The 23,362-nt window shown below is 54.4% G+C and carries 20 protein-coding genes, 1 pseudogene and 1 CRISPR repeat array (1 of these 22 only partly in view); of the genes and pseudogenes, 11 read left to right on the forward strand and 10 right to left on the reverse strand.

Annotation, left to right across the window (positions count from 1 at the left end):
* Positions 1-64 precede the first annotated feature (64 nt).
* Positions 65-712 carry a response regulator transcription factor gene (locus tag CKV68_RS06995; RefSeq protein WP_014525134.1) on the forward strand — a complete coding sequence of 216 codons (648 nt, stop codon included), beginning with the start codon at positions 65-67 and terminating at the stop codon, positions 710-712.
* A 214-nt stretch (positions 713-926) separates the two neighbouring features.
* Positions 927-1,685, forward strand: a complete 759-nt coding sequence (locus CKV68_RS07000) for a hypothetical protein (protein ID WP_014525135.1) — start codon at positions 927-929, stop codon at positions 1,683-1,685.
* A 595-nt stretch (positions 1,686-2,280) separates the two neighbouring features.
* On the opposite strand, the gene CKV68_RS11395 is transcribed toward CKV68_RS07000, so the two are convergent.
* Positions 2,281-2,580 carry a type II toxin-antitoxin system HicB family antitoxin gene (locus CKV68_RS11395; RefSeq protein ID WP_230588407.1) on the reverse strand — a complete coding sequence of 100 codons (300 nt, stop codon included), beginning with the start codon at positions 2,578-2,580 and terminating at the stop codon, positions 2,281-2,283.
* Positions 2,566-3,078: pseudogene (locus tag CKV68_RS11400) on the reverse strand (IS3 family transposase); the annotation flags it as partial. The gene CKV68_RS11395 and the pseudogene CKV68_RS11400, both read right to left, overlap by 15 nt.
* On the opposite strand from CKV68_RS11400, the gene CKV68_RS07015 reads away from it, so the two are divergent.
* Positions 3,071-3,667 carry a hypothetical protein gene (locus tag CKV68_RS07015; protein WP_041479032.1) on the forward strand — a complete coding sequence of 199 codons (597 nt, stop codon included), beginning with the start codon at positions 3,071-3,073 and terminating at the stop codon, positions 3,665-3,667. The pseudogene CKV68_RS11400 and the gene CKV68_RS07015 sit on opposite strands and share 8 nt — an antisense overlap.
* 212 nt (positions 3,668-3,879) lie before the next feature.
* Here CKV68_RS07015 and CKV68_RS07020 read toward each other — a convergent pair whose 3' ends face one another.
* Both CKV68_RS07020 and CKV68_RS07025 read right to left on the reverse strand, forming a co-directional pair.
* Entirely contained in the window at positions 3,880-4,047 is a 168-nt protein-coding gene (locus tag CKV68_RS07020; protein WP_013240920.1) for an antitoxin, read from the reverse strand.
* A gap of 82 nt (positions 4,048-4,129) precedes the next feature.
* On the reverse strand, positions 4,130-5,467 hold the full coding sequence (locus tag CKV68_RS07025; RefSeq protein ID WP_041479295.1) for a M20/M25/M40 family metallo-hydrolase: 1,338 nt from the start codon (positions 5,465-5,467) through the stop codon (positions 4,130-4,132).
* Between the two features lie 204 nt (positions 5,468-5,671).
* Between CKV68_RS07025 and bioB the strand changes: the two genes are divergently transcribed.
* The gene (gene bioB / locus CKV68_RS07030) at positions 5,672-6,667 is read left to right on the forward strand and encodes a biotin synthase BioB (protein WP_014525138.1); all 996 of its coding nucleotides are present in this window, start codon (positions 5,672-5,674) and stop codon (positions 6,665-6,667) included.
* A 5-nt stretch (positions 6,668-6,672) separates the two neighbouring features.
* Positions 6,673-6,927, forward strand: coding sequence for a biotin synthase auxiliary protein BsaP (gene bsaP, locus CKV68_RS07035; RefSeq protein ID WP_095075887.1), 255 nt, complete (start codon positions 6,673-6,675; stop codon positions 6,925-6,927).
* 27 nt (positions 6,928-6,954) lie between these two features.
* Here the strand turns inward: bsaP and CKV68_RS07040 are convergent, their stop codons facing one another.
* On the reverse strand, positions 6,955-7,386 hold the full coding sequence (locus CKV68_RS07040; protein WP_014525139.1) for a MepB family protein: 432 nt from the start codon (positions 7,384-7,386) through the stop codon (positions 6,955-6,957).
* A gap of 146 nt (positions 7,387-7,532) precedes the next feature.
* On the opposite strand from CKV68_RS07040, the gene amn reads away from it, so the two are divergent.
* From amn to CKV68_RS07060, 4 genes are all read left to right on the forward strand, one after another.
* Positions 7,533-8,930, forward strand: coding sequence for an AMP nucleosidase (amn, locus tag CKV68_RS07045; protein ID WP_095075888.1), 1,398 nt, complete (start codon positions 7,533-7,535; stop codon positions 8,928-8,930).
* Positions 8,931-9,021: 91 nt separating this feature from the next.
* Complete coding sequence (locus CKV68_RS07050; RefSeq protein WP_095075889.1) at positions 9,022-10,431, forward strand: hypothetical protein; 1,410 nt, start codon at positions 9,022-9,024, stop codon at positions 10,429-10,431.
* 727 nt (positions 10,432-11,158) lie between these two features.
* Positions 11,159-14,452 carry an alpha-amylase family glycosyl hydrolase gene (locus tag CKV68_RS11525; protein WP_095075890.1) on the forward strand — a complete coding sequence of 1,098 codons (3,294 nt, stop codon included), beginning with the start codon at positions 11,159-11,161 and terminating at the stop codon, positions 14,450-14,452.
* 277 nt (positions 14,453-14,729) lie between these two features.
* Positions 14,730-15,866, forward strand: coding sequence for a glycoside hydrolase family 25 protein (locus CKV68_RS07060; RefSeq protein WP_013910503.1), 1,137 nt, complete (start codon positions 14,730-14,732; stop codon positions 15,864-15,866).
* Between the two features lie 57 nt (positions 15,867-15,923).
* Here CKV68_RS07060 and CKV68_RS07065 read toward each other — a convergent pair whose 3' ends face one another.
* From CKV68_RS07065 to CKV68_RS07075, 3 genes are all read right to left on the reverse strand, one after another.
* Positions 15,924-17,009, reverse strand: coding sequence for an inositol-3-phosphate synthase (locus CKV68_RS07065; protein WP_095075891.1), 1,086 nt, complete (start codon positions 17,007-17,009; stop codon positions 15,924-15,926).
* Positions 17,010-17,241: 232 nt separating this feature from the next.
* Positions 17,242-17,997, reverse strand: coding sequence for a VIT1/CCC1 transporter family protein (locus CKV68_RS07070; RefSeq protein WP_095075892.1), 756 nt, complete (start codon positions 17,995-17,997; stop codon positions 17,242-17,244).
* A gap of 160 nt (positions 17,998-18,157) precedes the next feature.
* Complete coding sequence (locus CKV68_RS07075) at positions 18,158-18,721, reverse strand: TetR/AcrR family transcriptional regulator (protein ID WP_231910422.1); 564 nt, start codon at positions 18,719-18,721, stop codon at positions 18,158-18,160.
* Positions 18,722-18,827: 106 nt separating this feature from the next.
* Here CKV68_RS07075 and CKV68_RS07080 point away from each other — a divergent pair, with 106 nt between their 5' ends.
* Positions 18,828-20,336 carry a DHA2 family efflux MFS transporter permease subunit gene (locus CKV68_RS07080; protein WP_095075893.1) on the forward strand — a complete coding sequence of 503 codons (1,509 nt, stop codon included), beginning with the start codon at positions 18,828-18,830 and terminating at the stop codon, positions 20,334-20,336.
* Positions 20,337-20,682: 346 nt separating this feature from the next.
* On the opposite strand, the gene CKV68_RS07085 is transcribed toward CKV68_RS07080, so the two are convergent.
* Entirely contained in the window at positions 20,683-21,957 is a 1,275-nt protein-coding gene (locus tag CKV68_RS07085; RefSeq protein WP_095075894.1) for a Fic family protein, read from the reverse strand.
* A 327-nt stretch (positions 21,958-22,284) separates the two neighbouring features.
* On the opposite strand from CKV68_RS07085, the gene CKV68_RS11310 reads away from it, so the two are divergent.
* The gene (locus tag CKV68_RS11310) at positions 22,285-22,425 is read left to right on the forward strand and encodes a hypothetical protein (RefSeq protein ID WP_172606755.1); all 141 of its coding nucleotides are present in this window, start codon (positions 22,285-22,287) and stop codon (positions 22,423-22,425) included.
* 1 nt (position 22,426) lies between these two features.
* Here the strand turns inward: CKV68_RS11310 and CKV68_RS07095 are convergent, their stop codons facing one another.
* Complete coding sequence (locus CKV68_RS07095; protein WP_013910511.1) at positions 22,427-22,726, reverse strand: hypothetical protein; 300 nt, start codon at positions 22,724-22,726, stop codon at positions 22,427-22,429.
* A gap of 307 nt (positions 22,727-23,033) precedes the next feature.
* Positions 23,034-23,362: direct repeats of the CRISPR family, unit length 36 nt; unit sequence ACCTCAATGAAAGGCTGCGACCGAAGCCGCAGCGAC (it continues 310 nt past the right edge of the window).

A 23,362-nucleotide genomic window follows, 5' to 3' on the forward strand; every position in this document is an offset into this window, starting at 1 on the left:
CAATCTTCGGTTTTACCGACTGGTTAAGTTGTTCCAAGAACCCACAATTGCCCTGGTGTAAAAAATGACCACACGCATTTTGCTTGTCGATGACGACCGCGACATCCGTGGCGCTTTTCCTGTGTACTTCTCCACCACCGACGATCTGAAGGTCGTGGACGCAGCCACCACAGGACGGCAAGCCCTGCACTGGCTGGACACCAACGAATGTGATCTTGTCTTATCCGATATTCACATGCCGGACATCAACGGCATTGAACTGCTCCAACACATCCAGAATCTTAAGCATCCACCCCTGTTCGTCGGCATGACCGCCTTCGACACTGATGACACGATGCTCAAGTGCTTAAGCTTGGGTGCAGTGGGTTACATCATCAAAGGACAAGCCCCAAAATCAATCATCCACTCCCTCCGCGACGCAACACACGGGGGAACAGCACTGTCACCAGACTGCCTCAGCCGCCTCATTGGCATCAAAGCCTCAAACGGAAACCAATACGCACTTTACGCACCGAAGATTAACGACCGTGAACAAGCTATCTTGTCCCTAATATGCGAGGGAAAAACAAACAGAGAAATCGGCAAATCGATGAACTTGGCCGAGGTCACGGTTAGAAAAGCAACTTCGACACTATTTCATCGCTTCTCTGCCAAAAATCGCGTAGATCTTGCCGTCAAGTACCAAGCAGTCAAAGACATGTATCAGCGCTAGCCTGTGCTCCGTCGTGCGATTATCCCCAGATAATCCATCAGCCCTCAGAAAACTCACCTACCACTTACCCTTTGAGGGGTATCGCATCCGATACGAAAGAAGCGCAGCCATTCCGAATATAGAGACCGCCTTTTAGATTTAAAAATGTTCATCATGAACCTCATAATTTCACAAATCAAAGAAGCGAAAGCTTCTATCTGAAAGGCTGAACCCTATGAAGACCAAGCGCCAGAGCATTGTCGCAGCAATGCTAGCCCTGACCATGTCTTTTTCCGCAACTGCTGCCGCTACACCATTGGACACAGACGACAGCGTTGACAATATTCAGGCCACATCCGAAGATCTCCAGCTACCCACCGAATCCGAGATTCAAGAGCTGCGAGGCAACATGGAAGCACGAGGCATCAACGCTGAGACTCAGGATGCGTTGATTGAAAAAATCCTCAATGGACAGCTTCCCGATTCGGATAATCTTAATGTCGATCCCATTGACATATCCGAATCTCCAAATGACGAGAACACTCAAGTGCTGACTTTCCCCGATGGATCAGTCGCGTACACTTCCATCGGAAAAGCGAACTCAGACCAGATTCAGCTTAGGAGTGTTCGGAGCAGCGAATGTAATCGCTACTGGTACAACAGCGGTTGGGAAAGATGGGATAATTGCCGGATCGAATACAGTGGCATCGCATTCCGCTACGGATTCCTCGCACACTTATCTCTCCCGCATGATTCTAACGGCAGAGGGATTATCCGACACGTATGGCAGCCAACAGTATGGAAGTCCTGGGGGCACACAGTACAGAGCAGTCAGGTATCGATCATTCAGGGTTGGGAGGATAAAAAAACTAACTACCCAGCGAAAGCTCAAATGACCGCAACCCTACAGGTGGCCAAGATTTTCTCGACAAAGACTATTGGACTTACCTTGGAAATCAGAGGTCGCAGCGTTTCAATTACCCCACAAATGTAGAGTGATAAGCAATCCATCAAACAAGGTACTAGGGGTGAGGCATAAAATATGGAAATAAACTCGCCAATCATCACTCTCTATGATGCAGCCACAGCGGCGATCGTCCTAATCGGATTCGCGCTCCTATGTGTCAGCTTGTTTTTCCTCTTTAAGGAACGACTTGCTCCATCAGTCGCCATTGTATGGTTCTTCGTGACAGTGTTCCTACCTATAGTTGGACCATTAGCTTTCCTGCTTTACTTGAGTCAGAGTCACCGAAATCGCCAAAAAGAGTAGACGCATCTCTTTTGCAAAACAGATAGCTTAGCCGCAAGATCCTCTAAAACAATCTTGCGGCTAAGCTATCTGTTCTTTAAAGATGAACATGACGCCGTGTGCCCAATATCCAAACAGCGAGCTACTTCCACCCTTGGGAACGCCTTCGTTTGATGTGATTCTGCGATAACCGTGGCGAGTTGGCCTCTTAGAAATAGATAGCCACGAACGTTATATGAACGCAGTTTATTTTCCCTAAGGGAACAATTGATCGCTACATATTAGGTGATAACTGTCGAGGCTTAGCGGGACACACGCACCCTCAACTCTCTGAGAATGTCTAGGCTGATGCTAACTTTTGGTTAATTAGCGCATTGAACGAGATGCCCTCTGATTTAGCGACGATAACCAGCCGACGATGCAGCGATGAGGATGTTCGGACATTGAATTTTCCGGAGTAGCTGCGGCTACGTAGCGGCTCAGGGACGATTTCACCGTTGGCTTCCATATCGCCAACGACCTCAGAAACAGGGTCAAGCAAGCCACACTCAGCCTGCTGCCGATCTGCATCCAACCACGACAATGAAGGAAACTCAACTACCGTCGCGACATACTCACCGTCTCCTTCCGACCATGACACTTGGTAGGTGTAGGCCAAAGAAACATATTGGGTGCCGCGGTCTGAGTGATGGAACAGACCTTCACAGGTTTTCGCTGCGTTGGTCGTCAGTAGGGCTTGCTCCAGGGCCTGCATCGGTAGGTCCTGGGTGCGCAGACTGGAAACTACCGACCAGCCCACGATCCTTCGTGAATACACATCCGTGATGAACGCGGTGTAAGCGAAGCCTGTAGCGATACGGACATACGTGATGTCCGCTACCCACACCCGGTGCGGAGCATCGGCACGGAAGTTCCGCTGCACCAAATCAGGACGATGATCCGGCACCGCGGCTGGTGTTGTCGTAACCACTTTCCGGCCTCGCCGTACACCTTGAAGCCCGGCTGCACGCATCAAGCGGGCTACCTGGTCACGGCCGATATTCCATCCGGCACGAGCCATGGCATGCCACATTTTCCGGATCCCATACACGGAATAGTTCTCTTTATGGATCCGTGAGAGCTCACCGATAATGATTGCCGTCATTCTTGCAGTCCAAGCAACAATCACTGCATATAAAAATGGAGTTTCAAAAGCTACGCTAGCTCGTGAAATAGCTATGGCATTGCCAGCAGTTTTTTCTGCAACAGCCATAGTTGCGATCGCTGCGGTGCTGGGAATAATTATTGGTCATTATGTCAAAACAATTTTTGTGCTTCCTGTTGCAGGAATTGGGGTAGCTGCTCTATTTATTGCTTATTTTCCCGGTTTTAATGCTGACATAGAAAGCGATTATGCCAAGTCGTATGGATACACGCATTGCACTACTGGCACCACCCCAACAGTGTGTACTACTGAGCCCAATGTTCCGTACCTAAAATCAGCGGCCAATGCGGCCCATCAACTTTATGAGCAGGCCCCTAATCCAGATGTACTCCCCGACACAATTAATTTGATTAATAATAGCTTTTGGCCGTTGCCCAAACCGATGGCTGCAATCGGGCTGAGTAAAGATCGTACGTGGAACGCAGATACTGCCATTAATAATGCGCGTCAAAGCCTTGCTCAAACGATTTTCATGTCTTGCCCGGGGCTGTCATTGCCAGCATTCATCAGGCTGTTGGTATAGAAACAGGATTAACCGAGGATACTATAGATCCAACAGAGATTCGCGATTGTCTAAGCAGTTTTGAGAATGAGCGATAATGCTACGGATTATTAAGAGCTCGGGATGCATCTCGAGAGTACGAAGTTGCGTTATACGGCTCACCCTCATGCCAGCGTAAAAGTAACCCCCCTGCCGAGCCGCGTAGTTTCGCAGGCGGGGCAGGGGGGAAGAAATTACTTTTCGTCCAATTTCTTCTTGACGGCCTCTTGGACCTGGTCGACTTTGTCTGCAAACTTGCCGTCGGTTTTCTCGTCGACAAGATCACCAACTTTTTCTACTGCGTCCTTTACCTTGTCGGCGTTTTGATCCAGCAGTTCTTTGGCCTTGTTGAGGATGTCCATGAGATTCTCCTTATGTTGAGGGGCAGTTATCACATTTAAGGGTAATACAACCTGCGGATTTGGGGGTGGGATCGGCTCGGGGTCAGGGGTGCTCTAGGAAGCGGGTTACGAGTCGCTGATAGCCGGCAACCGTGAGTTCCAGATCCTCTAAGTAAAGAAACTCGTCATGGGAATGAAGTTGTGCATGTGCGTGTCCTAATGTGCGCTGTTTGGCGTGCACAGCAAAGCCGTAGCCGACCCCATCTGCGCGCCGGGCAAAGCGCAGGTCAGAGCCTCCGGGTGCGATCATGGGGACCACGGTGGACTCGGGGAAGAACTCCAGCAGCGTATCGCTCATGGCGTTATAGAGGGGAGAGTCGGTGGGGGAGACGGTGGCCTCCTCGCTGATGAGGCGTTCGATGGTGACCTCGGGTGCTACATCGGCTAAAGCTTGGTTCAGTAGTTGGTCAACGTAGTCGTCCGACTGTCCTGGGAGGGTTCGGATGTCCATTTCTAGCCATGCGTGGCTGGGTAGGACGTTGATGGCTTGGCCGGCGCGGAGGACTGTTTGAGCGATGGTGAGATGGGAGATGGCATCGCCAAAGGCTGCGAGTTCGCCGAGGGATTCGTAGGAATCGGGGTGGCCGTCGAGAAGCTTGCGCTCCGTGGCGGGGTCAAAGCGGAACGCGCGTACAAAGCCGTGCCACGTGTCATCGCTGTGTACTGATGGTCGGATGCTAGCTATACGACGCGCCACCTCGCCGATCTTTGCAATGGCGCTGTCCTTGCGGAACGGCGCCGAACCGTGGCCGGCGTCGCCGTGGACATGGAGCCGGCGTTGAGCAGCGCCTTTTTCGCCGACGTAGATGATCACGGAGTCGGAACCGTCTGCGCCGGGAAGATGGGAGCCGCCGGTCTCCGACACGCAGTTTTTCCAGCTGAACGCGTCTGGGTGGTGTTCGCGGAGCCACTGGGCGCCTAACCCGCCACGAGCCTCTTCATCTGCGATTCCTACAAAGTACAGGGTGCCTCGATTGGATTTTTTCCGCGCTACTTCGCGGGTCACGGCTGCCATTGTGGCGGTAATAAAGAGCATGTCTACGGTGCCGCGGCCGTATATTTTCCCATCTTCTATGAGCGCTTCAAAGGGAGGCTTGGTCCATTTCTTCTCATCCACGGGTACCACGTCTGTGTGGCCGAGCAGGGTGAGCGGCTCAGCGGTGGGGTCGCTGCCGGGGACCGTGACCACAATGGTTACACGGCCTGGATGAGGCTCGTAGCGGTCGATGGTGACGGCCTCGCCGGCAAAGAATTCCTCTAGAGCGTCGGCATTTCGCACTTCTTGGCCTGAATCGGGGGTGAGGTCGTTGACGCAGGCGTTCTGCACCATGCGGGTAAGCAATGAAAGCGTGTCCGAGTAGAGCGTCATGCGCCCCAGCATAGGATGATTCGGGGGGTGAAAGGGGTGAATTAGAGGTCTCGTGGGTGAAATGTGCGTGGAAATTTAAACAGTGTTCAGTAGATGCGGCTAGGATTCTTGAACATTGATCAAGTGATGTGTGCTGGCCTTGTGCCACCACATCTCGCACGACGATGAATGCACGCACACAGCGCTCGCGGGTGCTGACGCCGAGGAGGAAACCCCATGACTGACATTCTGGAACTTGCCCGGACCAAGGTTCTTGAGGAAGGCAAAGGCCTGAATAAGGAGGAGGTCCTCCAAGTACTCACGCTGGAAGAAGACAGAATCCCCGAGCTTCTTGCCCTCGCGCACGAGGTACGCCTCAAGTGGTGTGGGGAAGAGGTTGAGGTAGAAGGCATTATCTCTCTCAAGACGGGCGGCTGCCCTGAAGATTGCCACTTCTGCTCCCAGTCTGGTCTTTTTGAGTCCCCCGTTCGTTCCGCCTGGCTCGACATTGCGGGACTGGTGGAAGCCGCAAAGCAAACACAAAAGTCCGGCGCTACCGAATTCTGCATTGTTGCTGCGGTAAAAGGTCCCGACGAGCGCCTCATGAGCCAGCTGGAAGAGGCCGTAGCTGCCATTAAATCTGAGGTGGATATCGAGGTGGCGGCGTCGATAGGCATCCTTACCCAGGAGCAGGTCGACCGGCTCAAAGCAGCGGGCGTGCACCGCTACAACCACAATCTAGAAACTGCGCGCTCGTACTTTCCCAACGTTGTCACCACTCATTCATGGGAATCGCGCCGTGAAACCCTGCGCATGATCGGGGAGGCCGGCATGGAAGTCTGCTCCGGCGGCATCATCGGTATGGGTGAGACGCTAGAACAGCGCGCAGAATTCGCCTGCGACCTGGCCGAGCTCAATCCCACGGAAGTTCCCATGAACTTCCTCGATCCACGCCCGGGGACTCCCTTTGCAGACCTAGACGTTATGGAAACCCCAGATGCATTGCTTGCAATTGGTGCATTCCGCCTTGCGCTGCCCAAGACCATTCTTCGCTTCGCCGGTGGACGCGAACTCACCCTGGGAGACCTGGGCACTGAACAAGGCTTGCTCGGCGGAATCAATGCGGTGATCGTGGGCAACTACCTGACCACGCTGGGCCGTCCGATGGAAGAAGACCTGGATATGCTGGGCAAATTGCGCCTTCCCATCAAAGCCCTGAATGCGAGCGTCTAGCTGGTATGAAAACCACATCAACCGAGCTCATCCAGGTAATGCTTGCCGACGAGCCCCCGCTCTTTCACCCCAACACCGGACAAGAAATCGCTGCGGGAGAAACAATTAGACTTTATCCCTCGGCGCGCGCCGGGTTGGAGGCACCGCGCTTCTGCCAGATCTGCGGGCGTCGCATGGTGGTGCAAGTGCGTCCCGACGGCTGGGAAGCAACCTGCTCGCGGCATGGCACGGTGGATTCTGTGTATCTGGGGCGGCGCTGAAAAGATACGCCTGGCGATAGGGGGCGCTCAGTAGAAGCTGAACGCGGGTGCTTGGGCGCGCTGTGTGGCGGCGGCCTGAGGATTGAGACCAGTGCACCAGCTTGGGTATACCCGAAAACCGCGTTTTCCTGCGGCGCTTCCCGATGTAATGCCTAAGCGTTCAAGGTGTGGAGCAGTGAACGTGAAGACTCCTCGGTGTTCATCTTGCTCTACAAACACCAGCAAACCTCCCCGTACGTTGTGCGGGCTAAAAGGCACGGTCTCTCCGGCGTCATTCCGGGTCCAAAAGGCTACAAAAGCACCTTTCTTGGTTGGCGTGGTGCGTGCCGTCCGTATGTGCCAGGTGGCCTCCGAAATTTCTACGATTCCAGATTGGTAGTCACTATTTTGTTCCTCGGGAGCGACGTGGCAGTTCAGATCTTTTGCTGCTGCGTACTGTTCAAAGCTTCTGAACCTCATGTATGCCTTCCCTTTTTTGTGGACTGGTCTTTCTGGCTGCTCCCTTTTCTACGCCCTGCATCTGGAGACTGGCGCGGCTACTCTAGACACAAAGAATCCTTAGGAAAAATCTAGAAAGTAGGATGCAATGACAATGAAAAAAAGGTGTGGGCGCGGACGTAGTACAACAGCTGGAGGACATCTACGCGGCGTCGATAAGCCTTGCCAAGGAGATTCTAGAGACTGGTGAATACGAGCGTTACTGCGATGTAGTTTATCCCAAGCTCATCGTGAAGATCGTTAGCTGGCACCCCGTTGATCGCACCGAGCCATTTGGCTATGTCGACGCTGCAGGATGCTACTCGGCGGTGCTCTCCAAGCCGGAGTTGATTCACGATTACCTCTGTGAACAGCTAGAACGCCTCTGTGCAAACTACGAGTGCGTGATCACGGTGGAGCCTTCTACCGTGCGCATCCCGCCGGAGTATATCGACGGCATAGAAGGCGTGACCGAGGCCCGTCGCGCAGGCGATGTTGCCGCAGAAATCCCGCGCCCCACCTTGGATGACGTTGACGATGCCATTATCGACGGCGAATGGGATGCCTTCCACGGCGAGGAAAAGCCGCTTTTCCATTTCACTCCGCAGCGCTTTGATATTGCTTGTGCTCGCATCCAGCACTACACGGGCATTTCCCCAGCTAGCGTGCAAAAATACATCCTATTTACAAACTACGCCATGCACGCCCGGGAATTTGTGAACTTTGGGCTATGCGAGCTGTCGCGGGAAGGCTCGCGCTACAGCGCATTGTTGCTTCCCGACGGTCACAAGATCACGCGCGACCAAGCAGAAAACATCGATCGTGAAAGCCTGAGCCTAGAATCTCGGTTCCAGATGCCGCGCTATGACCTAGTAGCGGAAGACGGAATGGGCATCACCATGATCAATATTGGTGTGGGGCCGTCCAACGCCAAGACGATTACTGACTGCCTCGCTGTCCTCCGGCCGGAAGCATGGGTGATGATCGGACATTGCGCTGGGCTCGACGGGCGCATGAGGCTCGGCGACCTCATCCTGGGAAACGCCTACCAGCGTGACGACCACCTCCTCGATGACCATATTCCGCTCGACCTGCCCATTCCTGCAGTTCCTGAGGTGCAGCGTGCCCTAGAGACGAGTGTTCGTGACGTATATGGCGAGGATCTTTCCATGATGCGTACCGGCACGGTCCTCTCCACCGACGACCGCAACTGGGAATGGCACACCCCACAAAAACTATGGAAGCTGCTCCGGGGTTCCACCGCTGCTGCCTGCGACATGGAATCGGCGACGCTTGCGGCGAACGGGTACCGCTACCGCATTCCTTATGGCACCTTGCTTTCCGTCTCCGATCTTCCGCTCCACGCCGTGCCTAAGTTGCCGGCTGCAGCACAAACCTTCTATGCAAATTCCAAACAGGCGCACGTGATGTGCGCGGTGCACGCCGTGGAACTTCTTGCTCTTACCCCAGAAAAACTGCGGACGAGGAAGTTACGCCGTACCATCGGAGAGGTGCCATTTAGATAACCTATTGAGTCGATAGGAATAGAGATGGCCTGACGTAATTTGGCTCTGCAATCTGGCTCGAAGGAGCGTGTGATTCTTGCGAAAGCTAACAATGGCCATACTTTGCAGTACTGCATTGGCTCTGGGCGCATGCGGAAGCACGGGGAAAGCGGGCGCCCCGAGCAATGCGCTGTCCATAGAACAAACAACGCAGATAGACAGTGCAGACGGGATTGATGCCTCCAAGCTACTCTTTTCCTCTTCCGCATCCGTTGTTATCGCCGGTGGTTCTGTGGGGCAGAAATGGGAGGGCGCAAAAGAGGCGGTGAAGCGGGGCGCGCCGCTGCTGGTGCGCACTGCCGATAACGCGTCGGCCATTGATGCGGAGATAAAGCGCCTCGGGGCTCAAGACGTTATCACGATCGACGAGCCCCAGACCCTGGACCCAGAAATTTCTGAAGCCAACATCGCCGACAAAATCTCGCAGCTCACGCCCGAATCACCGCTTTTCGACGGCGGCGCGTCCATCCTGGTCTCCGGGCACACCACGGCCGCTGATGTAGCTACCGCACGCGCGTCGGGAGCCAAGGTGGAATACCTGTCTTCGGGCGACGCGCGTGAAAGCTCCACGCTATCCGCTGATCCCGACGCTCATGTGGTTGCCCTGGGCCCAAGCTTTGCCAACAAAGAGCGCTTTAATCGCCAGGTAGAGATGATTAATTATGGTGAGGTCCCCGGTGGCGGGCACCTCATTTTCCCCTCGCATCGCGTGGTAGCTCTTTACGGTCATCCTTCCGGTGGGGCGCTGGGAGTGCTTGGCGAGCAACCTGCTGAGGAAGCCGTGAACAGGGTGAATGACCTGGTAGGTAAGTATCAGGCCATTGACCCGGAAGAAAGCGTGATCCCCGCCTTTGAGATCATTGCTACCGTGGCGAGCTCGTCGGCAGGGCCGGATGGCAATTATTCTAATGAGGGGAACGTCGATGAGCTGCGCCCGTGGGTCAAAGCGATCGGTGATGCTGGCGGCATAGCGATTCTTGACCTGCAACCTGGCAGCGCGAGCTTCCTTGAGCAGGCGCAACAATTTGAGGAGCTGCTCAAGCTACCGCACGTCGGACTAGCGATAGATCCCGAGTGGCGGCTGAAGCCGGGGGAGAAACCCATGGAACGGGTCGGCAGTGTTGGGGCAGGGGAAGTGAACCAGACTGCGGCGTGGCTGCGGGACCTGGTAAAGGATAATGAGCTCCCGCAAAAAGTCTTTGTTGTGCACCAATTCCAGCATCAGATGGTGCAGGACAGGGAAACGTTGGACACTACGGCACCGGAGCTTTCGTGGGTTCTTCACGCAGACGGTCACGGAACCGCGGGCGATAAGTTTGCCACGTGGGATATGGTGCGAAAGAATCTGCAGCCCGAGTTCTACCTTGCGTGGAAGAACTTTATCGATGAGGATCAACCGATGTTCACTCCCGAACAGACGTTTAAGATCGAGCCTCGGCCTTGGTTTGTGTCCTATCAATAAAGACACATGCTTGATGAGAAAGACCCCTAGTGATGAATGAACTAGCTCCCGAGAATTTGCCCCATAAGAACAGGCGAAGATGATTCGTGCATGGCAAGTGACCTACTTGGTTCAACCTTTAGTAACGATAGGGTAACCAGTAAGCTATAACATTGATAATATTTTTGAATAGCGTGAATTAGCTTTGGCTCTGTTTTGTTAGCTATCGGAAGGGGTTTTATAAGTGTCAAACTTTTATAAGTCTCAAACGATTGTCCGGTCTATGGCGGCAGTCATCGCCGGGTGCTGGGCTTACTGCTTGGTTGTAGCACCACTCCTTTCCGGAACGGAGCTACGGCGAAGTTGTGGCAGAAAAGTCCAAAGATATAGGTCTAGGATTTACTCTTGCTGTGTTATTGATCGGAGTGATGTGGCTCTTTGTTGCTAGGCGAAAATCGGCCGAATGACCTTCATTTTGAACTACTCCCCAGTGATTGGACTGAGAAATCGGGCACCGATCGCTGGGGAGTAGCTTATTCGGGCTAGGGGTCTTTCTCTGGTGTGGTGAGAATCGCGGAGATTACTGAAACTAATTTTAAAAAATTTACGTTTCAAACCAGCAAAGAATGTTAGCCTACCTATAACGGTGACTGCTGGCACAAATAATCAAAAATTATATGCCAGTCACACTTTGTAAAAGAATGCTCGTGTTTTATTCCCTCATCACTGAAGTAAGGCTTTCAAAGACGTGAAAACTTATCGTTGTCATGCGCGAAGAATATTTACCGCGCTCACCACACTTACGCTCATCACTGCTGGTGGTGCTCTATCCAGGCCCCCAGCCCAGGCTGCCGACCCGAGTTCTGTTGTGATCGCGGCGGATTTCCAAACCAAAGCTGGCTGTACAAAGGACTGGGATCCTGCATGCTCTCAGACCCAGATGGAGAAGCAGGGCAAGTTCTACAGCAAGAAGGTTAAGGTCCCCAAAGGCGATTGGAATTTTAAGGTCGTTCTGGATGGCGACTGGAAAACGAGTTACGGCGCTCCCGGAAAGGGTTACACGGACGACAATGTCCCGCTGAAGCTGGCGGCAGACGCAGAACTTGAGTTCATATTCGATCCGGAGAGCCACCATATTGGGCTCAGGCCCACCCAGATCACTACCGGTGATCATGAGGTCAAGCCGGAGGATCGGGAGTTGATCAAGGCTCCATACCGCCAGAACGCTGCGCAGAATAACTTCTATTTTGTGCTCACAGATCGCTTTAATAACGGCGATACTCAGAATGACCGAGGGGACGCATCGGCTGAGCAGGGGGATAGGGCTCAGCACGGATTCGATCCAACGTCGAAAGCCTTCTATCACGGCGGTGACATCAAAGGCATCATCCAGAAACTGGATTACATCCAGGGCCTGGGCACCACTGCAATCTGGTTGACACCCTCCTTTAAAAATAAAGCAGTGCAGGGAGCGGGTAATGATGCCTCGGCTGGCTATCACGGGTATTGGATCACGGACTTCACTCAGATCGACCCGCACCTGGGCACCAACCAGGACATGAAGGACCTGATCAAGGCTGCGCATGAGAAGGGAATGAAGGTCTACTTTGACATCGTGACCAACCATACGGCCGACCTGATTCAGCTGGCCGGCGGCAACGGCTCCAATGGCAGCACGTATGTCTCGCAGCAGGAAAAGCCCTACAAGGATGTCAACGGAAAAGAATTCCGGCTAGAAGACTACGCGGGCAAGGACGCGAGCGAGTTTCCTAAGCTCAACGAGAAATCGTTCCCTTATACCCCTCAGCGTACGAATCCGGCTGAAAAAATGACCCCTGATTGGCTTAACGACGTCACCCTCTACCACAACCGTGGTAACAGCATGTTCGACGATGGGGGCGAATCTGTGATCATGGGTGACTTCTTTGGTCTTGACGACCTCATGACAGAACACCCAACCGTTGTCGACGGCATGACCAAGATCTACAACGAGTGGGTTGACTACGGGTTGGATGGCTTCCGCATCGACACCGTTAAGCATGTTGACCTTGCTTTTTGGAAGCAATGGACGGAGAGAGTGCACCAGCATGCCGTGGAAAAGGGCATGGGCGACTTCTTCATGTTCGGTGAGGCCTACAACTTTAGCCCGGAGGCTCTGAGCCCCTTTGTTCGCGAGACGCATATGGATGCTGTTCTCGATTTTGCGTTCCAGAATAACGCCGTTGACTTTGCTAAAGGCGGGGACACCAACAAGCTGAAGTCCCTGTTCTATGGCGATGACTGGTACACCACAACGCGTTCCGACGCCGCCGTGCTGTCGACCTTCCTGGGAAACCATGACATGGGTCGTATCGGAAGCCTGCTACAGAATAGTGGTGACGGTGCCGAGCGACTCCGACGTGATCAGCTCGCGCACGCCCTGTTGTACCTCACTCGCGGTCAGCCAGTTGTTTACTATGGCGATGAGCAGGGATTTGCCGGGAGTGGATCCGATAAAGATGCACGGCAGGATATGTTTGCCACGAAGGTCACGGATGTGCACAACGAGCAGCTGGTCAATGGCGATCAGTTTGGAACGGGCGACCACTTTAAGCCTGATGCTCCGGTGGCAAAGACGATTACCGAGTTGGCAAAACTGCGCAAAGAGAATAAAGCCCTGGTAGAGGGTGCGCAGATTGAGCGCTATGCAACGTCAGGTGCGGGTATCTATGCATTTTCTCGTGTGAATCGTGAGGAAAAGCAGGAGTACTTGGTGGCCTTGAATAACGCCACCACCACGCGCGAGGTGGACCTGAACGCTTTGACTCCTAACGCTGAATTCGAGCGGGTCTATATAAGCAGTATCTACGGCAATGAAGCTCCTACATCTCTGACCACTGACAACGAGGCAAAAACCCATGTCACCGTTCCGGGCTTAACCGCTGTGGTGTACAAGGTGAAAAACGGAAAGCAGGTCACAGGGTCTGTGTCCGGCGGTCTGAACATTGTGGGCCAAGAGCTTAAGGGTGATGCGCCGATCATGACGACAGTCGGCGGAAACGCTTGGTCAGAAACCAACTTTGGATGGCGCAAGCTTGGCGAAAAAGAGTGGAACTACCTTGGGACCGACACCGGCCAAGACGCTCGTATTTTCCATAATGTGCGTGACCTTGAGCCGGGTACCGTGGTGGAGTATCGGACCGTCACCGTCGACGGCGACAATAAAGAAACAGCCTCCCATGGTTGGGGTGTTGTTGGCGTGGACTTGGCTGTTGATTCCCGGGCCTTAAGTGTTTCTGCGACCACGGCTTCCGCCACTGTTCCCGCTGCCGTTGTGGCGGGGAACTTTACCAAAGACCTCGGATGTACGGGAGGTCAAGAAGGTAATTGGGACCCTACGTGTGCGGCTGCTGAACTGCGCGATGATTCTTCCGGATGGAAGACCGCAGAGCTGACCCTTAAGCCAGGCGAGTACGAATACAAGATTGCTACTGGCGGTTCTTGGGATCAGAGCTATGGGGCGCTAAGCGAGGGAACGCGTGAGAGTGACGAGGGTATTCCAGATGGTAAAAACGTGAAGTTCCAGGTGACCCAGGACAAGCAAAAAGTAACGTTCTTCTATCACCCGGAAACTCATGAGTTCTTTAATACCGCAGAGCATCGCGTGATCACGCTGCCGGGGACGATGGGCGGTGCGTTGGAGTGCCCGGCGAACGTCGAGAAGAGCGATGCATATGGCAACTGGGGACCGGCATGTCTAGCAACCATGCTGACGCGCACGGGTGCGCACACCTATGGAACGCGTCTTCCTAAGGTGCCGACGCCGGGTGACTATCAGCTCAAGGTTGCGTATGACCGTGATTGGCAGGAAAGTTATGGGCCTGATGGAAGAGGTGACAGCAACTATCTTGTCACTGTCGCCGAGAGCGGAAAGGTTCTCAGCTATAAGTGGGATGAACAAACCAAGAAGCTCACGTGGACTACTTCTGATCAGGGTGCATCACTGGTAGAGGATGCGGCTATGCCAACAGAACTGGAAGAGAGCGTGGCGCTGGAGAATTAGGCGCACGAGCGCGTTATCCGCAGATCGCCGGCAGATGCTTATGGCAGGTATGCCGCGATCTGCGGATGCGGGTGGGGTAATAGGGGAGGTAAAGCGCTAAAAAATTTTTGGGGCCCTAACCGGCCCCTTTACTTGTTCAAAGGGTTGGAAATATGTGTTCTGTGCAGCGATTTTCCAACTTGGTTTAAAATTTTTTAGTGTTCTAAGATGTGAGAAAGCAATAATTGTTACGAATGTTACTTATGTGACTAGTGGGATTATTGGTAGGGTGGCGATCATGATGAAAACCCGTCGTCTGAAGACTGCCCTTTGTACAGTTCTTGCCTCGTCCACGTTTGCCGTCGCCTCGGTCCAAGCAATTCCGCTTCCCTTCCCGATCGGCGCGTCCTCAGGCATAGACGTTTCGGGTCACCAACACCCCAACGGCAGCAGCATCAATTGGCAGGACGTCAAGTCCCACGGCCAGTCCTTCGCTTTTGTTAAAGCGACAGAGGGACTGGGCTGGACCAACGACTTTTACGCTAGCGACATCACCCAAGCCGCGGCTCAGGGGCTCAAAGTCGGGTCGTATCACTACGCCCGTCCGGGCGCTGACGCACGACAGCAGGCGCGTCACTACGCCAAGGTCATCTCTCATACGCCGAATCATTCCTTGCCGCCTGTCCTGGACCTTGAGGTAGCTGAGGGGAAAACCCCGCAGGAGCTGGTCAACTGGACACGAGACTTTGTTCAAGAGCTGGAAAAGCAGACTGGTCGCGTCCCCATGATCTACACCTACCGGTACTTCTGGATTGAGCAGATGGCTAACACCACTGAGTTCTCGCAGTACCCACTCTGGCTTGCGGCATATCAGGCACAGGTGCCCGGGACCGTGGGCGGCTGGGATCAAATTGATTTCTGGCAGCGCTCCAGCTCCGGACGCATTAACGGCATTGTCGGCGACGTAGATATGAACCTGTTTAACGGTGACGACGGCGAACTTGCCGCTTTTGCTGCAGGTAATCTCCACGCTGCGGGCAATAAATTCGCCTCGATCAACCTCCCCGAGCTGGCTGACCTGGGTAAGAGCGCAGGTGGGGTAGTGGCGGTCATTCTGGCTTTGAGCGCCGGGGCAGCTGCCGCGCCACAACTGATTCAAGCCGCCGAAGCCGCAGGCCTGAGCTCCGAAGGTGCGCAGGACCTCACCGCGGTGGTGCAGGCTTTGGCTAAGGCTGGCAAGCTCCCGGTCGATCAACTGAACAAGATGGCTAGCGGTAACTACACCGTTGGCGACCTGGTCATCCTGCTGGATAACGCCGCCCACCTCGCAGGCATAGACGCAGGTCAAAGCTCTCAAGCTGTAATGCGTGCAGATGGGCTCAACATCGACGCCAACCAGGTCGCGCGGGTGATCCGCGGCCTCGCCGCCCGCTAATCGACGGCAACAAATAAGCCCCCTGAGATGCCTCATTCTCAGGGGGGCAGTTGCGTTTTAGCTAGGGTCGCCGGCAATAAATGATTCCAGTTCCGCGCGGGCGTGTTCGTCGCGAAGCTGCTGGGGCGGGGACTTCATCAAATACGAGGACGCTGCGAATACTGGGCCGCCGAGTCGACGATCTTTAGCGATCTTGGCGGCACGGATAGCGTCGATGATGATGCCGGCAGAATTAGGCGAATCCCATACTTCCAGCTTGTACTCAAGATTAAGCGGTACATCCCCAAACGCGGTCCCCTCCAGGCGAACATAAGCCCACTTGCGATCATCCAGCCAGCCGACGTAATCCGATGGGCCAATATGGACGTCGTGTGCCTCGATGTGTTGATCCAAGTTAGAGGTGACTGCCTGCGTCTTGGAGATTTTCTTGGACTCTAGACGCTCGCGTTCAAGCATATTTTTAAAGTCCATATTGCCGCCGACGTTCAGCTGCATCGTGCGATCAAGATGCACGCCGCGCTCCTCAAATAATTTTGCGAGCACGCGGTGAGTGATCGTGGCCCCTACCTGCGATTTGATGTCATCGCCCACGATGGGAACCCCGGCTTTTTCAAATTTTTCCGCCCACTCTGGATCGGAGGCGATGAACACGGGAAGGGCGTTGACAAAGGCCACATTGGCGTCGATAGCGCACTGCGCGTAGAACTTATCCGCTTCCTCGGAACCGACTGGAAGATAGGAAACCAGGACATCCGCGCGGACGTCTTTGAGCGTGCCGACAACGTCGACGGGTTCAGCATCGGATTCTGTGATGGTTTGGCGGTAATACTTCCCCAGCCCATCCAGCGTGGGGCCCCGTTGAATGGTGACCCCTTGTTCGGGGACGTCACAGATTTTGATCGTGCAATTTTCTGAGGCATTGATGGCCTGAGAGAGATCTAGGCCAACTTTTTCTTTGTCCACATCAAAGGCGGCAACGAACTCGATGTCGCCCACGTGGTAGTCGCCAAACTGCACATGCATGAGACCGGGGACATTGGTGGCGGGGTCAGCGTCTTTGTAGTACTCCACGCCCTGGATAAGCGAAGAAGCGCAGTTGCCAACCCCGGCAATGGCCACGCGGATAGTTCTGTTGTTACTCATGCAGATTCCTCTTTACTCGCAAGCGACGACGGGAAGGAGGCTGCAAAAACGCAACCCCCGTCCCTATGGATGCACGCCACTATATCGACGCTTTTATGCAGGTGAGGGTGGTAATTGCGTTTGTGTATCGGTTAAGTGAATCGGTTCACTGGCATTGACCAGCAGGGAGGAAAAATGAAAATTTCCGATTTTTGTAGGGGATGGAAGGGCAAAAAGCCCTCAAGAGGGGGTATTAGACGACTCCGCCGAAAAGCGCGCCGGCCACATAGGTGAGCGCCAATCCGATGGTGCCGCCAAGCACCAGGCGTAGAACGGAACGCATCCGCGATGTGCCAGCGATGGCTGCAGAGAGATAGCCGGTAACCGCGAGCGCGATGATGGTGATCGAGCTGACCGCGATGACTCCTACCGTGCTGTTGCCCTGAGGCGCGATGACCACCATGAGCAGGGGAAGGATAGCTCCCAGGGTGAAGGCGGCTGCGGAAGAAAAGGCAGCGTGCCAGGGGCTGGTCAGGTCTTGGGCGTCGATGCCATATTCGATGCGTAAGTGTGCAGGGAACGGGTCGTTGTGCCCAATTTCGGTGGCGGCGCGCAAGGCGGTTTCCTCTGACATTCCATAGTCCGAGAGGATCTTTGCGATCTCGTGTCGTTCCTCTTCAGGGGTATGAAGCAGCTCAAGACGCTCGCGCTCCATGACCATCCGCTCCGAGTCGCGTTGCGCGGAGACCGAGACAAACTCACCCAACGCCATGGAGATAGCACCAGCCACCGTAGCTGCAATACCGGCTGCCAAGATGGCGCCGTGGCCCACGCCAGTGGCTATCACACCAAGGATGAGTGCGGATACGGAAACGATTCCGTCGTTGGCTCCGAGCACGCCAGCCCTCAGCCAGTTGAGGCGGGAGTTAAGTCGATTCGACGATTCTTTGTGAGTCTCCGGCTGTGCGTGGGTTTCCGGCTGCGCGGCGGTGTAGTCGGGGAACGTCATGATTATCCTGCCTAGGGTAGAAAGCGGCGCTACTCAATAAGTGAGTGTTCTGCCGATTGTGGCCTATGAAGTGGTGGATGGCAAGGATTAGAAACCTACCCTTAGCAGGGAAAACCTACCCTTATGAATGGTCGTGTGGATGCCCCGGTTGAATGCGTGCTTATTGTGGCTTGCCGACGATCCCCAGCGCACCTTGCACGCATAGCGCGGTCACTTCTTGCACGTCATGTCCGCGTTCCAGTGCGCTGAAGCCTGTGCTGAGCAGTCCCTGAATGAGTGCGGCTGCGAGTGTCGGATTGTCCAGGTCAAACGGTATAAGTAGGTTGCTTAGGGATTTGATCAGCTGGCGGTGAATGTGGGCGATGTTCGCTTCAGCCTCCCCGCCGACACCTTGTGCCAATTCCATGAGCCAGCCGTGATTTTCCACTGCCACGATCTGCACGTTTGTTGTGATATAGGCGCACAGGGCTTCCGTGGGGGTGGTCGCCTCATGGATGGCTTGGTTGATGGCATCTACGTAGTCGGGAAAGTGTCGTAAGATGACGCGTCCGCGCAGTTCATCCATGGATCCCACGTAGCGATAGAGCGAGTTACGGGCTAGACCAACGCGCTGTGCGACGGCTCCCGCCGTAAGAGCTTCCACTCCGCCTTCGCGGAGCAGGGCCTCGGCTGCGTCGAGTATTGCTGCCTGCGTTTTTTCCCGATTTTCTTCCCGGCTACCCATGTTTTCCATTAAAGCACTTGCGCGAAGCGTCTCCGAATGTGCTTTAATGGACCCATAGCGCGACACCCTGTCGCAGTTTTGAAAGTGGTTTGAGAGAGGTTCCACCATGACCAAGACATCCAACCGCTGGGCAGTGCTGACGATCCTGATGATCGGCGTATCGCTCATTGTTCTCGACTCAACAATCGTTTCTGTTTCACTTCCCGTGATCATCACGTCGCTCGATTTGAGCCTCACTGATGCGCAATGGGTCTCTTCTCTGTATTCCGTGGTCTTTGCCGCATTGCTGCTGTTCACGGGAACACTGGGGGATAAATTCGGTCGTGTCCTTATCTTCCGCATCGGCCTTATCGTCTTTGCGCTTGCCTCGCTGCTGGCCGCGGTATCCGGCTCTGCAGCTCTCTTGATCCTGGCCAGGGGGCTGCAAGGCGTTGGCGGTGCGATGATCCTGCCATCCACCTTGGCCACTATCAATACTGTTTTCCGTGACCAGGAACGAGCACGGGCGTTTGGAATTTGGGGCGCCACAATGGCATCGATGGCGGCCATTGGCCCGTTGCTCGGTGGCTGGCTCACGCAGTCGTTTTCGTGGCACTGGATCTTTTTGATCAACATTCCTATCGTCATTGCGCTGCTCATCGCCGGCCACTTTGTCTTCGGGCCGGACCATAAGGGAGCCATTGTTGGTTTTGATGTCCCCGGCACCCTGCTTTCTGCCCTGGCTCTCGGGTTGACGGTCTTCGGGCTCATTGAGGGGACGTCGTTAGGCTGGTGGAATTCCCCAGTGCCGTTTGCGATTGCCTTTGGACTTATCGCTACTGTGCTTTTTATCGTCCTGGAACGCGCGCGTCAGCGAGCCGGCAAGCCGGTGCTTCTCGACGTCCGCCTCTTCCGCATCGGATCCTTTAGCAACGGCAATATCACCGCGCTGACCGTGGCACTAGGTGAATTCTCCGCATTGTTCGTTCTGCCGCTGTACCTTATTTCGGTACTGCACCTAGGCGCTATTCACGCAGGTTGGGTGCTTGCTACTTTGGCGCTTGGCTCGATCCTGTCCGGTGCGGCTGCTCGCCATCTGGCAGCCACATTTGGACCTGCGGTCACCGTGATTATTGGGCTCGTGCTAGAGGTGGTCGGTATTGCGGGAGCGGGCCTGCTGATCGGTCCTGCGACGTCGGCGCCGCTTATTGCCCTGGTCCTGGCGATCTACGGCGCGGGCGTAGGGCTTGCCTCGGCGCAGCTGGCTTCTGTTGTGCTTGCCGACGTCCCCGTCGAATCCTCCGGCATGGGATCGGCCACGCAGTCGACCTCCCGCCAGCTCGGCTCCGCGCTCGGTGTGGCAATCGCGGGAACTGTCCTAGCAATCGACGTAGTGCGCCGGGTAACAGAAGGCCTCACGAACCTCGGAATGACAGGGCCGCAAGCTGAGCAGTTGGCGCACGCTACCGCCGATTCCGCTGGCGCCGCAATCCCTGCTCTGGCAGAAAAGATGAGGCCTGACGTGGGAAGTGTTCTCAGCACAGCCTTTGCCGACGCCACCTCTTCGGTGCTGTACGTATCAGCCGGAGTGCTGTTGCTAGGGCTCATTTCTGCCGTGCGGTTGGCAAAGCGGTAGGGGCGGTTGCTGTTAGACCCATACAGTCCAATGGCCTGTGATTCGGAGGGTTTTGTGGAGGTGGTGCTGGTCAGTGCGTATCGGCCACTCCTGGCTTTAACACTGAAACTGACAATGCATGTTTAATCGCTTTCCGTGCCCGAAAGTGCTTGACATGATTGTTTAGCAATTATCCAAACATTGAACGGGTGGATGGGTGATAGAAAATCACTAAACAAATCTCATCCACATCAACGTGACCTGGGGATTGTGAGAATAGGGGGGGCTAATCTCACAATGAATCGTGTAATTGCGGAAACCTTGGTGGAATAGCGGGGAAGCGGGGCGCTGTGCCCAGTTCAGATAGTTAATGCTGAGGGAGCTCTGGCACTCCACGTCCCAGGGGTGGGGAGAGTCTGGTGTCAAAGCGACTGCTAGCGAGCTGTCGATCTGCGAGCGTAATGAGCTCAAGAATGTCGTCCGCATAATAACCGGCGGTTCCGCGCACTCCAATAACTTTGACCCGTAGGACTCCCGCTTGCTCTAAGTCCTCTAATGCTCGGCGGGCATTGGATGCCGTAACGCCATACAAGCGTTCTAAGGTTTTGGCAGTAACTATAGGATGAGCTGCCAAGCCGGTAAGTAGCTTGAAGTCAATGGAGTCCTCACGCAATGCACGGGTTTTACCTTGAGTCTTGCGATAGTCATCCACCATGCTGCGCCATTGCTCTTGAATGGCTTGTAGATCGGTAGCGATCAGCTCGGCTTGATGGACAGCTTGCTGCGTTGCATCGAGGAACGTTTTCAGCCAAACATTCAGATCGCCGCGTCGATAAGCGGTCAGTCCAGCGACATAAGCATCAGACCATGTGCCTAGGACAAGGCTGATGGGAAGCATGGTCTGGCGCGTTAGACCGCGACGTAGCAGAACGCCATGAATGAGAGCCCTGCCGACGCGACCATTGCCATCTGCGAATGGATGAATCGTCTCAAACTGCGCATGGAGAATGGCAGCCTGAATTAAAGCGCCGTGAGCTGCACCGTTGGCATACTCACACAAATCTGTGACAAGAGCAGGCACCTCTTCGGGTGGCGGTGGGATGAATTCGGCGCCGATGGGTGTGCGTCCTGATCCGCCGATCCAGTTTTGTATTGTGCGAATCCCGACCGGAACTGTTGGGCGGGGGCCAAGAAGTTCGGTCTGGAGTCTGCTGAGGTACCCCGGTGTAATCACCGGTTCTGTTGCGAAGGATTCTTCAATAGTGCGCAGAACCTGGAGGTTTCGGGCCACAGCTTCGGCACTTTCCTTGAAACCTCGTACTTGTTCGGACTGGGCGAGCTCTGCGAGGACGACTTTGTCCACATTGGGTGCGATACCCTCGATGCGTGAGGAGGAAATCGCCTCAGATCGCATCAACAATCGGGCGATACTCTCTAAATGTCCGGAACCCTTATGGCTTCCCAATGCAATAATCGAACGTTCAATCTCCGCAGATTTTTGGGCCAGCTCTGGGTCGATCACCAGGGATGTATCGGAGAGGGTATCTGGAACATAGGCCTCATAGGCGCCACCGATTTTGTCACGGCGTGGCAGACCAGTTCCATCTGCTGGCAACCAAAAACGTGGTTCATATCGAGGCATATATAACTCTTTTCCACACCTCAAACGGACTGAGATGATTGTTTAAGAGTTATTCAAACATATGGAAGAGGGGTGGGGCAATGGATAAACATTGGTTAGTTGTGCGTGACCAGGGGATTGTGAGAATAAAGGGGGGTCTAATCTCACAATGAATCGTGTAATCGCGGAAACCTTGGTGGAATAGTGGACTGCTATTCCGCCAAGCGGTAGCGCCTGTGTGTGCTGGAACTGGGTTCCTTCCGCTAAGCGCAAAGATCCGACTCCAAGAAGAACATTTTGGATTTTTCTATGAGACTGTAGACGAAACTTTTAAGAGCCTTACCGAAGGTGGCTACGGATTTGTCCGTGGAGAAGCAATCTGTGGGCCAACTACTTCTGGTCATGATTACCGAATTTCTGGAGAGATTTTTGCAGGATCGCATCATGGCTTTGGCATCTCTAGAGAAGTCCATCTTCCGTGCAATGTGAACTAGTTAGTGCGCATGAGCCAGGCTTTTAGTTCTTTTTCTGCGCGCTCACAACCACCTGGGTAGTTTTTGTTTAGCTCTTCAGCTACAGAATCGAAAACTTTTTTAGCGAGAGCTTCGGCGTGGTCAGGCTGAAGCTGCCCTTTTAACTCGTTTAAGGGGACGGAGAGGGAGGCATAAGGACTAGGTCGAAAAGAATAAGACCGCATGTCATCAGCGTATATTCGGATGGTTGTCCCCAAAATCTGAGATTCAAGGATAACGTTTCCGAATACTAAGGACGATAGTTTTTTCTCTTTCATGTTGGGCAGTCTACGGAAATAAAGCAGTACTAGCTGCTGGCTCTAGACGATGGACTGGATATCGTTCTGTGGCGTTGAACAACGCAAATGCGAGTCGTGTATCCGAAGTGCGTACATGCTCCGTAGGGGTGTGTGGTGACATTTGAAAAATGAATGAGCGCCAGGCAGTTCCAACTACCTGACGCTCGCTTATCACTCAGTACCAGCTGGGGAGAAAGCACGGCTATGAGCTTAGCAACAGCCCGCTCCATTGCGCAGATCTCGAGCACCAGCGCGTCCGATGAGGACCGCGCAGCCCTACAGCGTCACCTCAATGAAAGGCTGCGACCGAAGCCGCAGCGACCCACGCGCATTAAAAAGCGCGCATCTTCACGAATGAAACCTCAATGAAAGGCTGCGACCGAAGCCGCAGCGACGGTGTCACCGGAAAAGCTTGCTCATCCCCACCGAAACCTCAATGAAAGGCTGCGACCGAAGCCGCAGCGACCAGCTGCTCAGTCGTCCACGTTTTCATCTCCTGAACACCTCAATGAAAGGCTGCGACCGAAGCCGCAGCGACTACCGCGATGTAGACCTCCACCAGCGCGAAGTCCGCCTACCTCAATGAAAGGCTGCGACCGAAGCCGCAGCGACCTG

The organism is Corynebacterium ulcerans, from assembly GCF_900187135.1.
Taxonomy (GTDB): Bacteria; Actinomycetota; Actinomycetes; order Mycobacteriales; family Mycobacteriaceae; genus Corynebacterium; species Corynebacterium ulcerans.